The sequence below is a fragment of the Duganella sp. 3397 genome (genome assembly GCF_031456625.1).
GTDB lineage: Bacteria > Pseudomonadota > Gammaproteobacteria > Burkholderiales > Burkholderiaceae_D > Rugamonas > Rugamonas phyllosphaerae.
Map to the genome: position 1 here is coordinate 747,327 of NZ_JAVDVB010000005.1, position 13,222 is coordinate 760,548.

The following is a 13,222-nucleotide window of genomic DNA, read 5'->3' on the forward strand; positions in this document are numbered from 1 at the left end:
GGTCTCGCTTGGGTCAGGTTCACTTCATCAGCGCATCAAGGTTTCGAGCTGGTTGATGCACGGCTCGTACGGTGCTTCTTCCTTGGTGCCCTGGCACAAAAACTGTTCCACGCGCGGGTGCAGCATCACCGCGCGGTCGGTGACCGGATCGGCGCCCGGCACGTAGGCGCCGAGCGGGATCAGGTCGCGCACGCGGTCGTGGCGCGACATGCTGGCCTTGAGCGCGCGCGCCGCCAGCATGTGGTCCTGCGTAATCACCTGGCTCATGCAGCGGCTGATCGACTGGCCGATATCGATCGCCGGGTAGTGGCCGCGCTCGGCCAGCTCGCGGGTGAGCACGATGTGGCCGTCGAGAATTGCCCGCGCGGTATCGACCACCGGGTCCTGCTGGTCGTCGCCTTCGGCCAGCACGGTGTAAATCGCGCTCATGCTGCCCACCTGGTTCTCGCCGTTGCCGGCCGATTCCACCAGCTGGGGCAGAGCGGAAAACACCGACGGCGGATAACCCTTGGTGGCCGGCGGCTCGCCGAGCGCCAGCGCCACTTCGCGCAGCGCCATCGCGTAGCGCGTGAGCGAATCGACCAGCAGCAGCACGTTCTTGCCCTGGTCGCGGTAGTGCGCCGCGATCGAATGGCACAGCTCGGTCGCCATGATGCGCATCAGCGGGCTCTCGTCGGCCGGGGCGATCACCAGCACCGCCTTTTGCAGACCTTCTTTACCGAGCGACATGTCGACGAATTCGCGTACCTCGCGCGAGCGTTCGCCGATCAGGCCCACCACCACCACGTCGGCGACGGTCTGCCGGGTCATCAGGCCCAGCAGCACGGATTTGCCGACGCCGGAGCCAGCCATCAGGCCCACCCGCTGGCCGCGCCCGAGGGTCAGCATGGAATTGATGGCGCGCACGCCGACGTCGAGCGGCTCGGTCACCGGTTTTTTCTTGAGCGGATTGATGCGCGGCGGCTGCGAATCGAGCGGGAAATCGCCGCTCAGCTTGCCCAGGCCGTCGATCGGTTCGCCGATGCCATTGACCATGCGGCCCAGCCAGCTTGAACCAATCTGCAAGTTGATCTTGTCGGGCGAAGGCAACACCCGTGCGCCGGTGGTCAGGCCCACGGCCTTCTTGAACGGCATCAAGTACGACACCTTGTCGCGGAAACCGACCACCTGGGCGTCCAGCCAGTCGCCGCCCACTGTCTCGATCTGGCAACGCTGGCCGGTGTGCAGCGGACAGCCGACCGCCTCGAGCAGCAAACCGGACGCGCCCACCAGCCGGCCCGTGGGGGTGGCCATGGGGACGGTGCCCAGTTCGAGATTGCGCAAGGCGTCGGCGATCACTGTTCGCTCTCCGTTTCGTCATCGCCGCCATCGACGGCCTGCAACTGATTATCGACCTGTTCCATGACCGCAGCAAGACGTTGATGACATCCGGCATCGACTTCATTATCGCCAGCCTTGATGCGGCATTCGCCCACTTCCAGGCGGGCGTCGCCGATCAGGTTCCATTTCTTGGAGCGTTTTGGATCGAGCTCGGTGATGCGTTTCAGTTCTTCCGGGTTGAGGAAGACGTCGATCTCTTCGCGCGTGGGCGGCATCGAGGCCAGCGTTTCTTCCACCAGCGACATCAGCTGCACCGGCTGCAAGGCCAGTTCGGCGCGGATCACCTGGCGCGCCACCTTGGCCACCAGGTCCACCACTTCCTTGCGCTGGGCGGCGCGGTAGTCGGAACGCAGCTTCTTCAAGCTCTTGAGCATGGCGTCAACGGGACGCGCCATCTGGTCGTAGGCGACCAGGGTTTCGTGGCGGCCTTCTTCGCGGCCCTGCTGCTGGCCGGCGTTGCGGCCCGCTTCGTAGCCGTCTTCCTGGCCGCGTGCGAGACCAATCTCATAGCCGTCGCGCTGGCCCTGCTCGAAGCCTTCGGTGACCGACGCCGCCCATTGGGCGCCGGCGTCGCCGCCGCTGTGGCCAGTGGCGGTGGCGCGCTGCTGCGCCATGCTGGTGAACTGGGCCAGCGGCGGAAAGCGGTAGGCGCGGAACTGCTTCATTCAACCACCTGTTCGGCAAACAGCTGGATCTCGACTTCGCCGTTGTCGGCCAGTGCCTTGACGGTATTCATGATTTCCTGGCGGGTCTGCTCGATGCGCGACATCGGCATCGGGCCGGCGCGGCGCATCATGTCCTCGAACGCTTGCGCCTGGCGTTTCGGCATGGTCTTGAGGATGGCGTCGCGGATCGACACTTCGGCGCCCTTGAGTGCAATCGCCCACTGTTCGAGCGGTACTTCCTCGATGATGCGGGAGAGCGCGTTCTCGGACTGGTTGGCCAGGATCAGGAAATCGTACATCGACAGCTCGATCTTGGACACCACTTCCGGGTCATGGGCGCGCAGCAGTTCGACCATCTGCGCGCGGTTGCCCGGCAGGCGGTTGAGGATCTCGGCGGTCTGGCGGATGCCCTCCACGCTGGTGCTTTGCGAATCGAACGAACTGAGGCAGCGCACCACCAGGTCATCGAGCTCCTGCAGCAGGTCGCGGTCGATCTCGTCCAGGCGCGCCAGGTTCAGCAGCACCAGGTCGCGGCCTTCTTGCGGCAGCGCGTCGATGATCTGGCCGGCCAGCGCCGGCGGCAGGAAGGCCAGGAACACCGCCTGCATCTGCACGTGCTCGTTGGAGATGTACTCGGCCAGCCACTTGGGCGAGGCCCATTGCAGGCGCGCCATTTTCGGGCGCAGCTCGTCGCCGTAGATGTTGTTCAAGACGGTATTGGCCAGGTCGGAGCCCAGCGCCAGGTCCAGCGAGCGCTTGAGGTAGCTGCGCGAGGCGCCGTGCACGCCCGACTGCTGGCGGTAGTCGTCGAAAAAGGTCTGCATCGCGGTCTTCACCGACTCGACCTTGATGCCGCTCATGCGCGACATCACTTGCGTGACTTCGATCAGCTCCTCGCGCGACAGGCAGCGCAGCACGGCGGCGGCCGGCTCCTCGCCTATGCTCAGCAGCACGATGGCGGCTTGCTCGACCGGCGTCAGCTTGGCGGTGGCGCCAAATTCGCCGTCGTCGTTATCCTGGTAATTATTGAGTTCGGCCATTTTTCTGCATCCATTGTTTGACGACTTCGGCGACGCGTTCCGGTTCTTTCGCGGCCAGTACTTTCAGGTGATCGACCATCACGTCCACCGCCGAGCCTGGTGGCGGCAGATCGTAGTTTTCCAGCAGCGGCACCATGGTGGTCGGGCCGGTGGCGCCCGGCAGCACCGGCAGGCCGTCGGCGCCCAGCGCCGGCACCGCCGGGCTGCCCGGGATGGCGGCAACCGGGTTGCCGTTGGCGTCTTTGGCATCGCGGGCGGCGGCCACGGCGGCCGCTTCGGCGGCGCGGCGTTCATTGGAAGTCCGGGCTTGCTCCTTCGGGTCGGGTGCGAAGCGCATCGTGACCAGGCGCATCAGGGGACGCAGGATCAGCAGGTAGCCGAACAGCACGCCAGCGCCGTAAATCAGGTACGAACTGATATCGACCACGTTGTCGCGCTCCTGCCACCAGGGCAGCACCTCGGCCTTGGCCGGGAAGTTCATGGCCGACACCACCAGCTGGTCGCCGCGTTCGGCGTTGATGCCCAGGCCGTTGCGCAACAGCTTGTCGATGTTGGCGATTTCGGCCGCGCTCCAGCCGGTTTTCGGGGTCGGGGCGGCCGCTTGCGCCAGCACCACGGCCACGCTCAGTTTTTCCAGGCTGCCACGGCTGCGCTTGGTCTGGGTGATGCTGCGGTCGTAAGCGTACTGGCGCGTGGTGGCGTTCTTGCGCGCAGTGCCGTCGTTGCCGGTGGCCGGATCGGTGGCGGGCTTGGCGGCGTCGGCCGGATTGGGATTGGCCGGCGGCGGACGGTTCGACAGCGTGCCCGGCACGCCCATGGTCATGCGGTTGCGGTCCTGCTCTTCGCGCATGGCTTCGCTGGTCACTTTCGGATCGGCGCCGTATTTCTCGACCGTCTCTTCGACCTTGTCGTTGTTGACGGTGGCTGCCACCGACAGGCGGAAGTTGTCGTCGCCGATCACCGGGCCGAGCAGGCCCTTGATGCTTTGCTTGACGTCGTCCTGGTAGCGCTTGGCCGCCTCGGTGCCGCCGGCGCCGCCATCGAAGCCTTCGGACAGGTCAATGTGGGACGACAGCAGGTTGCCGGCCTGGTCCACCAGGCTGACGCGCGCCGGCGCCAGGCTGGCCACGCTGCCCGACACCATGTTGATCACGGCGGCAATCGCCTCGGGCTGTAACGTACGGCCTGGTTTTAGCGCCACCACCACGGACGCCGACGACTTGTCGCCATCGGACGAGACGAACGAACTCGACTTGGCAATCGACAGGTGCACGCGGGCATGGGCGATCGCGTCGAGCGTCATGATCGACTGCGCCAGCTCGCCTTCGAGGCCGCGGCGGAAGCGCACGTCCTGGACGAATTGCGACACGCCCAGCGGATCGTTCTTGTCCATCAGCTCCAGGCCGGCCGGCAGTTGCGCGGTCACGCCCTTGGCGGCGAGCATCATGCGGACCTTGCCCAGCATGTCGGCCGGTACCAGTACCTGGCCGCTTTCCGGGTGCACGCGGTACGGCACCCGTTCGGCTTCCAGCACGGTCATCATGTCCGACGCCGAGACTTTTTCACGGGCGCCGAACACCGGCTTGTAATCGGACTGGTCCTTCCACAGGAACATCAGCACCAGCGCGGTCACGCCGATCGCCAGCAGCAGTAGCGGGTAGAGGTTCTTGAGCAGGTTGGGGGAGACGGACAGGGCGGCCGGGCTGGCGCGCCAGCGGCCGAAGGCGGTCTTGACGGTGTTAATCACGGGTGAACTTTCGCGGGCGGTGTCAGCGGGTCATTACAGCGGCAGTTTGATGAGCTCGTCGAGCCCGCCCATCACCTTGTTGCGCACTTGCATCAGCATGGAGAAGGACAGGCTCGCTTCCTGGCTCGACAACATGGCGCCGACCAGGTCGTCGCTCTTGCCCGATTCGACGTCGGCCATCTTCTGGCCGGCGGCGACATCGCCGTCGTTGATCTTGCCGATGGTGTCCTGCATAGCCTGGGCAAACGAGAAGCCCTGGTGGGGCGTAGCGCCACCGAACTGGCTGGCGGCCGAGACCGCAGTGTTCGACAGTGCTTGCGCGGCGTTGGTCAGCGCTGCCAGGTCGGCCTGGATCAGACCTGCGATTCCGTTACTCATTGCTACCTCCGGTTACTTACAGCGTTGATGTCCCTAACATAGCCATATTGCCTTTACCCAGCAAGCGCCGCGTGGTGCAACGTGCGACTGGCTATCTCATCCATGCTACACATGCAGACTGCATGTCACACTTTTGTCCGGCAAACAGTGACAGAGATACCTGTCCCGGTGTATCGGACGCTGATCAGGTTCAAAAAATGGTGGGGGAAATCCGAAAAAATTTCACGTTTGACCGCCGCCTGCAAAAGCGACCTGCCGCGTTTCAAAAAACCGATGCATCATGTTTTCTATAAGGAAATATCGTTATAAATCATTCACTAAGCACGATGACTATGGCTTTGTTGCGTTGCAGCGTATACCAACCAATACCGAGCCAAGCTTACCGGCTGGCAATACTCCTGTAAAGGTTTATTTGCCCGCCGTAAACATCACGCGACACTCTCGATGACACAATTCAAACCGAATATTGTTCAATGGCAATAATGTGAAATATCGGGTATGCTTTGGCTTCCGGACCTCCCCAACTTTCAGTTATGCTGTTGCATTGAATAAATTTTAGGTGCGTACGCTCCCGTGGTCCTGTTGTTTGCGATCCGGAGGTGAGATGATGCAGCGTAGTGACATTCAGTGTGATTTCCCGGACCAGCCCGATACGACAATGACGAAACAAACAGTGCAACATCAAGTTCTGGACCCCTCACTGCTGGGTCGTCCCGTGCACCTGCTGCCCATTTTTGCGGCGCAGTTGCGCGACGACCTCATGCAGTCGATGCGGTTGAACATGAACCGGCGCTACTGGGGCGGCTTCCAGGTCGAGGATGTGCAGTTTTCACGCATCGATGGCGCCAATACGCCCAACAGCCGGTGGCTCAGCTTTGCGGCGCCCGCTGGCCAGATCGCTTTTTCACTCGAACGCAAAGTGTTGCTCAGCGTACTCAACTATCGATATGGAAGTGGCGCCAAGAGTGACTCGGTGCCTGAAGTGGACGAAGCGAGCGTGCGCGTCACTGCGACCGAGGAGCGCCTCGCTGTGGTATTGGGGCAACAGTTGGCCGGCACCCTGGCCGGGCGCATCGAGGCCAACCTGCCGCCCGGCGGCAAGCCGCTGGCCGACGATGATGGCGCTGCGGTGGAAGATTATGGTTTCAAGCCGACTACCGGCGCCCAGCCCGCCAAGGGCGCCTGGGTGATCGTGGTCACGTTGGCGGGCGCTAACAGTGGTGCGACCGCCGGTCGCTTCTGGTTCGCGCTCGACAAGCAATTGATGGCCGGCGTGCTGCGCGGCCTGTTGCGCGATCGGGACGGCGCCAAAAAGCGCAAGCCCGCCGGTCCGCTGGCGCAGCGCTTGCATCTGGGACTGATTGGTCGCCTGGCCAGCAAGGAAGTCATGCTGGGCAGCCTGTATGACTTGCAGGTCGGCGATATTATCCCGATCAGTTTGCATCGAGCCGACGTCCTGCTCGAGGACTCGCGCCTGTTTACCGCTGCTGTGACCGAGCACAAGGGCAAGCTCTGCCTAACCTCCTTTGAAGACGCTGAATAACGATGAACATGAATGTAGCCAACCCCAACGACGCCATGCTGGAAGACCTGTCCGACGAAATGATCATTGAGCAGGTCGGTGGAGAGTTGACCGAAAGCACGCATGCGGTAGCTGCTCCGCGTCGCGACCTGCCTGCCATGATGCGCAAGATCCCGGTCACGCTGACGCTCGAAGTGGGCTCGGCGCGCATATCGCTGGAGGAATTGATGGCGATCGGCCCCGACAGTGTGGTCGAGCTCGATGTGCTCGCTGGCGAGCCGCTGGTCATCAAGGTCAACGGCACCGCCATCGGCCGCGCCGAAGTGGTGGTGGCCGGCGAGAATTACGGCCTCAAGGTACTCGACCTCGACGGCCTGAACCTGGACCTGATGACTCCATGACCGTGGTAACGCCGATGACTGGCAAGCTGACGATGGGCAAGCTGACCACAGCCGCCGCGCTCGTTGCAGCGCTCGCCCTGCTGCCGGGCGCCGCCCACGCGGTCGACCTGCTGGCCAACGTGGTGCCGGGCGCCAAGACCGAGCTGACGGTCAAGATGCAGATCCTGATCATCATGACCTTGCTGGGCCTGCTCCCGGTGATGGTCATGATGATGACCAGTTTTACCCGTTTCGTGATCGTGCTGTCGCTGTTGCGCCAGGCCCTGGGCCTGCAGCAGGGCTTGCCCAACCGGGTGATTACCGGCGTGGCGCTGATCCTCACCCTGCTGGTGATGCGCCCGATCGGCGATCAGATCTGGACCGAGGCATTCGTGCCCTACGACCAGGACAAGATCGGTCTCGACAGCGCGCTGCAGATCGCCCAGCAGCCAGTGTCGCGCTTCATGCTGGCACAAACCAGCAAGGCTGCACTCAGGCAGATCGCCCACCTGGCCGGCGAAGACAACGTCACCGATCCCACCAAGCACGCGTTTACTGTGAAGCTGGCGGCATTCGTGCTGTCGGAACTGAAAACCGCGTTCCAGATCGGCTGCATGCTGTTCATTCCGTTTTTGGTGATCGACCTGGTGGTGGCCTCGGTGCTAATGGCCATGGGCATGATGATGCTCTCGCCATTGGTCATTTCTTTGCCGTTCAAGCTGCTGCTGTTCGTGCTGGTCGATGGTTGGACGCTGACGGTCAATACGCTCGTCACCAGTATCCAGGCCTACTGACGCCGAAGGGATAACTCGTGCTGACTCCTGAAATCGCCGTCGACCTGGTGGCCGAATCGCTGCACATGGTAATGCTGCTGGTGGTAATGCTGGTCGTCCCCGGCCTGGTCGTGGGGCTTCTGGTAGCGCTGTTCCAGGCCGCCACCCAGATCAACGAACAGACGCTGAGCTTTCTACCCAAGCTGCTGGTGACCCTGCTGGCGGTGATCCTGATGGGACGCTGGATGTCGGGCTACCTGATGGATTACTGCGTCTCGATCTTCACCCGCGCAGCCACCCTGGTCGGCTAGCTGTTGCGCATGGAACCGGTCCTGGCCAATCTGCTGCCCATGCTCACCGCCATCTGGTGGCCGTTCTGCCGCATCCTCGCCATGTTCATCGGTGCGCCGGTGCTGGGCGAGGTGGTCACGCCGGTGACGGTACGCATCCTGCTTGCGCTGGTGCTGTCGATTGTCATGCTGCCGCTGACTGGCGGAGTCGGGGGGCAGGTGGCACCGATCGATCCGTTTTCCATGCATGGCGTGGTCGCCACCATCGAGCAGGCCATCATCGGCTTTGTGCTGGGACTGGCGTTTCACTTTGCAATGTCGGTTATCGGCGTGCTCGGCTACGTGGTGACGTCGCAGATGGGCCTGTCGATGGCGGTCATGAACGATCCGCTCAACGGCCAGTCGTCGGACGTGGTGTCGGCGCTGCTGTCCACGCTGGCCATCATCATCTTCTTTGCCATCGACGGCCACCTCGTGCTCACCAACATCCTGGGCCAGAGTTTTCAGGCCTGGCCGCTGGGCCACGGCTACTCGCCGTTGCTGCTCAATACAGTGGCCTACAACGTCGCCTGGATCTTTTCAGCGGCCATGCTGCTGGCCTTGCCGGTAGTGTTTTCTACCATCGTGGTACAGCTCGGTTTCGGCTTTCTCAACCGGGTGGCGCCGAGTCTGAACCTGTTTTCGCTGGGCTTTGCGGTGATCACGATCTTCGGCCTGATGATGCTGGCCGAGTTGGTCCGATTCATTCCAGAACACTATGTAAGCATGACCAACCAGGTGCTGGAAATGATACGCCAGCAGATGCAGGCGAGCAGACATGGCTGACCAGAGCACCGGTGACAAAACCGAAAAGGCGTCACAACAGAAAATCAAGAAATCGCGTGACGAAGGGCAGGTGGTGCGCTCGCGTGACCTGGCCACTGCGATAGGCATCCTGGTCAGTCTGAAGCTGTTCGTGTTCCTGCTGCCGAGCTATATGACCGACATTAACGAGATTTTCCACCAGGCGTTCGCGCCGTTCGACAGCGAGGGAGCGATCGACAACACCATGTCGACGCTGTTCCTCACCTCGGTGCTGCTGTTCATCAAGATGGTGCTGCCGCTGTTTGTGGTCTCGCTGTGCATCATGATGGGCGCCATGATTCCGGGTGGGTGGGTAGTCTCGACCAAGAATTGGGCCCCCAAGTTGTCGCGCATGAGTCCAGCAGCCAACCTGGGCCGATTATTTGGCGGCAAACATGCGTTCGAGTTGCTGGTGTCGATCGCCAAGGCAGGCGTGCTCATCGCGGTCCTGATCCACATCACGCGCGCTACCACCGCGTCGTACACCGGCCTGCAGCTGATGCCGATGGGGCAGGCGATTACGGCGGGCGCCAGCCTGATGCTCGACGGCCTGATGTCGCTCGTTGCCGTGTTCGTGATCTTTGCCCTGGTCGACGTGCCGGCGCAGGCGTATTTCTTCGCCAAGAACCAGCGCATGAGCAAGCACGACCAGAAGGAAGAACACAAGACCAGCGAGGGACGTCCGGAAGTGAAAGGGCGCATCCGCCAGCTGCAGCGCGCACTGGCACGCGGCAGCGCCCGCAAGACGGTACCCACGGCCGATGTCGTCATCGTCAACCCCGAGCATTACGCGGTAGCGCTGAAATACGACCATGACCGTGCCGAGGCACCGTTCGTGGTGGCCAAGGGCGTCGACGAGATGGCGCTGTACATCCGCCAACTGGCCAAAGAATTCGAGATCGAAGTGATGGAATTGCCGCCGCTGGCGCGCGCCATCTACAACACCAGCCAGGTCAACCAGCAGATCCCGGTGCAGCTGTACCAGGCGGTCTCGCAGGTGCTCAATTACGTGCTGCAGTTGCGCGCATTCCACAGCGGTCGCCGCAACGCCCGGCCATTGGCTCCTACCGAAGTTGCAGTACCCACATCCATGAGCGAGGTTAAGCAGTCATGAATTTCTTTAAAGCGCTGATTACGGAAGCGCGGCGCCACAAGTTCGCCACGCCGGCGTTCCTGCTGGCGATCCTGGCGATGATCATCCTGCCGTTGCCGCCATTCCTGCTGGACGTGATGTTTACGTTCAACATCGTGCTGGCCCTGATCGTCATCATGGTATCGGTGTCGGCCAAGCGGCCGCTCGACTTCTCGGTGTTCCCGACCGTGATTCTGGCCACCACCATGCTGCGGCTGACCTTGAACGTGGCGTCCACCCGGGTGGTGCTGCTGCACGGCCACGAGGGCACCGATGCGGCCGGTGCGGTGATCGAGGCGTTCGGCCATGTGGTCATCGGTGGCAACTACGTGGTCGGTATCGTGGTGTTCGTGATCCTGATGATCATTAACTTCATGGTGGTGACCAAGGGTGCCGAACGGATCTCGGAAGTATCGGCACGGTTTACCCTGGACGCGCTGCCCGGCAAACAGATGGCAATCGACGCCGACCTCAATGCCGGCCTGATCAATCAGGAACAAGCGCAAGTACGCCGCAAGGACGTGGCGGCCGAAGCCGATTTCTACGGCGCCATGGATGGCGCCTCCAAGTTCGTGCGCGGCGATGCCGTGGCCAGCATTCTGATTCTGATCATCAACATGGTGGGCGGTGTGGCTATCGGCGCCATCATGCAGGACATGTCGTTCGGCGATGCGTTCAAACAATACGCGCTGCTGACCATCGGTGACGGCCTGGTCGCGCAAATCCCTGCGTTGCTGCTGTCGGCCGCCTCCGCCATCCTGGTGACCCGTATCTCGGACACCGGTGACTTCGAGCAGCAGGTGGGCAACCAGGTGCTGACGTCGCCGCAGGTGATGTTCAGCGCCGCCGGCATGATGTTTATCCTGGCCCTGGTGCCGGGCATGCCGTGGCAGATGTTCATGCCGTTTGCGCTGGTACTGGCGTACGTGGGGTGGAAGCTGGGGCAGCGCGTCAAGGCGCCCGACAACACCCACATCGAGGCTATCGAAAGGGCGCTGCGCGAGGACGGCGCGCCCGAACTGGACTGGAACAGCCTGCCGGCCACGCAGCCGCTGCAAGTAGCGCTTGGCTACAAGCTGGTATCCCTGATCGACAAGTCGCACGGCGAGCCGCTGGTCAAGCGCGTGCGCGGGGTCCGCCAGAGCGTGTCCGAAGCGATGGGCTTGTTGCTGCCGCCGATCTCTGTGCGCGACGATCTCGGCATGAAGCCATCGCAGTACGCCGTCATCCTGTCGGGCAGCGTGGTCGCGCAAGCGGAGGTATTTGCCGACCGGCTGATGGCGATCCCGTCGCCCAACGTGTACGGCAGCATCGATGGCATCCCCGGCATCGAGCCGGCTTACGGCATGCCAGTGACTTGGATCGAGACCAGCGAAAAGGCCAACGCGCTGGGGCTCGGCTACCAGGTGGTGGAAACGTCGAGCGCGATTGCCACCCATCTGTCCAAGCTGATCCGTGAATACTTGCCGGAACTGTTCCGACACGAGGACGTGCCGGCCATGCTCGAACGCCTGACCGCGCTTTCGCCCAAGCTGGCCAGCACGCTGGACAAGTCGCTCACGCACACGCAGTTGTTGCGCGTGTTTCGGGTGCTGCTGGCGGAAAACGTCTCGCTGAAGGATATCGTGCCGATCGCTACCACCCTGGTGGACAGCTCGGAGACGACCAAGGATCCGATCTTGCTGGCAGCCGAAGTGCGCTGCGCGCTGCGGCGCCAGATCGTCACTTCGCTGTTTGGCCAGCGCACGGAAATGCAGGCATTTAACCTGGGCGGCGACCTGGAAAACATGCTGCTCGGTTCACTGAACCAGGCCCGCCAGGGCGGCAAGGTGGTCCTCGACAACTACCCGATCGACCCCAACCTGCTCGCCCAGCTGCAAGTGAACATGCCGGTGGCGCGCGAGCAAATGAAGCAACAGGCGACGCCGCCACTGCTGCTGGTGCTGCCGCAGATCCGTCCGCTGCTGGCCCGTTATGCGCGCCTGTTTGCGCCCGGCCTGCACGTCCTGTCGTACAACGAAATTCCCGAGAACCGCGAAGTGAGCATCATCGGCACGGTCGGCTAAACTTGCGCTGGCTGGGGCTGAGAGAGCAGGACGGCGATGTCGGCCATGGCCTTGAACAGCGGCGCCGTCAGCAGGGCGGTGTGCGCCGGGGTGGGGTCGAGTTCCGGGCCGCTCGCCGGTATCGTGCGGCGCAAGTGGCAGCGCACCACGGTCAGGCCGTAGCGGTTGACGAGCGCCGCCAGTTGCGGCAGCGCTTCGCGCATGTATTGCATGGCGGAGGTGTGCGCTGCCCCCACCTCCATCAGCACGCCCTTGGTGCTGGTGGGCTCCACCTGGATCACCACCCGGCCCAGGCCTTGCAACATCAATTCGAGACGCAAGGCCACGCGCGCGCGCCGGCGTTGCCGGCGGTCCGCTTCCTCATCTTCCCGAACCACCACTTTCAATACCAGGCGCTCCGTGCCCCAAGCAAACACGGCAAAGCGCCATGGCTCCAATTCAGTGACCAGCGGCAGGCCGGGCCGGCCTTCGCGCACGGCCGACGGATTGTGGTCGGCCATGAACAGGCTCGCTGGCACATGCTGGCCCTTCGATTGTTCGAGCCAGGCGGCGCGCTGCTGACCGTAGGCGCGCACCATGACCTGCCACGACGCGGCCATCATGGCGGCGTCGGGTGGATGCGAAGTAAGCTGGCGGGCAAAGAGCTGGTTGGGACGCATGGCTGACGACAGCAGCGAGTCGGCACCGTCGAGCAGCGCTTCGGCCATCGCCATCGCCTGCAGCCCGGGCTGGGAGGGCGGCGCCTCTGGCCCGTCGAGGATGGCCCCGCTGGCGAGGGGCACGGCCGGCGGCAGGGTGGGCACCGGGAAACGGCTGGTGGAGTCGAGAGGGCCACGCACGACCGGACCTGGCTGGGTATGCCGGTCGGGAATGCTGACGGATCGCGCCGTGGCGCCGATACGATCTACCATCGGAGTCGCTCTGGTTATCTAGATTTAACAACACTAAAAAAAAAAGCCAACCGAATCGTTCCGGCTGGCCTCCTTGCTGCGCCGGCCCGCGCAGG

At 63.1% G+C, this 13,222-nt stretch carries 13 protein-coding genes; 7 read left to right on the forward strand and 6 right to left on the reverse strand.

Translation table 11 applies throughout. The features are described 5' to 3' along the window. Positions 1-27: 27 nt before the first annotated feature. Genes fliI through J2X54_RS19650 form a run of 5 tightly spaced genes read right to left on the reverse strand, consistent with a single transcriptional unit; the run spans position 28 to position 5,210 of the window. Positions 28-1,338, reverse strand: coding sequence for a flagellar protein export ATPase FliI (gene fliI / locus J2X54_RS19630; protein WP_070246669.1), 1,311 nt, complete (start codon positions 1,336-1,338; stop codon positions 28-30). Then, positions 1,335-2,045, reverse strand: coding sequence for a flagellar assembly protein FliH (fliH, locus tag J2X54_RS19635; RefSeq protein ID WP_070246668.1), 711 nt, complete (start codon positions 2,043-2,045; stop codon positions 1,335-1,337). Before fliH ends, fliI begins: the two co-directional genes overlap by 4 nt. Continuing rightward, entirely contained in the window at positions 2,042-3,085 is a 1,044-nt protein-coding gene (locus J2X54_RS19640; RefSeq protein WP_070246667.1) for a flagellar motor switch protein FliG, read from the reverse strand. Before J2X54_RS19640 ends, fliH begins: the two co-directional genes overlap by 4 nt. Further along, positions 3,069-4,832 (reverse strand): flagellar basal-body MS-ring/collar protein FliF, encoded by a 1,764-nt coding sequence (gene fliF / locus J2X54_RS19645; protein WP_310182815.1) that lies wholly within the window; start codon positions 4,830-4,832, stop codon positions 3,069-3,071. The genes J2X54_RS19640 and fliF overlap by 17 nt, the downstream gene beginning before the upstream one ends. Before the next feature lie 33 nt (positions 4,833-4,865). After that, positions 4,866-5,210, reverse strand: a complete 345-nt coding sequence (locus tag J2X54_RS19650) for a flagellar hook-basal body complex protein FliE (protein ID WP_070246665.1) — start codon at positions 5,208-5,210, stop codon at positions 4,866-4,868. A 604-nt stretch (positions 5,211-5,814) separates the two neighbouring features. Between J2X54_RS19650 and J2X54_RS19655 the strand changes: the two genes are divergently transcribed. Genes J2X54_RS19655 through J2X54_RS19685 form a run of 7 tightly spaced genes read left to right on the forward strand, consistent with a single transcriptional unit; the run spans position 5,815 to position 12,216 of the window. Then, complete coding sequence (locus J2X54_RS19655; RefSeq protein WP_229255237.1) at positions 5,815-6,753, forward strand: FliM/FliN family flagellar motor switch protein; 939 nt, start codon at positions 5,815-5,817, stop codon at positions 6,751-6,753. A gap of 2 nt (positions 6,754-6,755) precedes the next feature. Further along, positions 6,756-7,133, forward strand: coding sequence for a FliM/FliN family flagellar motor switch protein (locus J2X54_RS19660; protein ID WP_070246663.1), 378 nt, complete (start codon positions 6,756-6,758; stop codon positions 7,131-7,133). After that, the gene (fliP, locus tag J2X54_RS19665) at positions 7,130-7,906 is read left to right on the forward strand and encodes a flagellar type III secretion system pore protein FliP (RefSeq protein ID WP_310182824.1); all 777 of its coding nucleotides are present in this window, start codon (positions 7,130-7,132) and stop codon (positions 7,904-7,906) included. The genes J2X54_RS19660 and fliP overlap by 4 nt, the downstream gene beginning before the upstream one ends. Positions 7,907-7,923: 17 nt before the next feature. Beyond that, on the forward strand, positions 7,924-8,196 hold the full coding sequence (gene fliQ, locus J2X54_RS19670; RefSeq protein WP_070246662.1) for a flagellar biosynthesis protein FliQ: 273 nt from the start codon (positions 7,924-7,926) through the stop codon (positions 8,194-8,196). Between the two features lie 9 nt (positions 8,197-8,205). After that, on the forward strand, positions 8,206-9,000 hold the full coding sequence (locus J2X54_RS19675) for a flagellar biosynthetic protein FliR (RefSeq protein ID WP_070246661.1): 795 nt from the start codon (positions 8,206-8,208) through the stop codon (positions 8,998-9,000). Continuing rightward, on the forward strand, positions 8,993-10,132 hold the full coding sequence (locus J2X54_RS19680; RefSeq protein ID WP_310182831.1) for a flagellar type III secretion system protein FlhB: 1,140 nt from the start codon (positions 8,993-8,995) through the stop codon (positions 10,130-10,132). The genes J2X54_RS19675 and J2X54_RS19680 overlap by 8 nt, the downstream gene beginning before the upstream one ends. Then, on the forward strand, positions 10,129-12,216 hold the full coding sequence (locus tag J2X54_RS19685; protein WP_070246659.1) for a flagellar biosynthesis protein FlhA: 2,088 nt from the start codon (positions 10,129-10,131) through the stop codon (positions 12,214-12,216). The genes J2X54_RS19680 and J2X54_RS19685 overlap by 4 nt, the downstream gene beginning before the upstream one ends. Here the strand turns inward: J2X54_RS19685 and J2X54_RS19690 are convergent. Further along, positions 12,213-13,127, reverse strand: coding sequence for a hypothetical protein (locus J2X54_RS19690; RefSeq protein WP_310182835.1), 915 nt, complete (start codon positions 13,125-13,127; stop codon positions 12,213-12,215). The genes J2X54_RS19685 and J2X54_RS19690 overlap by 4 nt on opposite strands. Between the last annotated feature and the right edge of the window lie 95 nt (positions 13,128-13,222).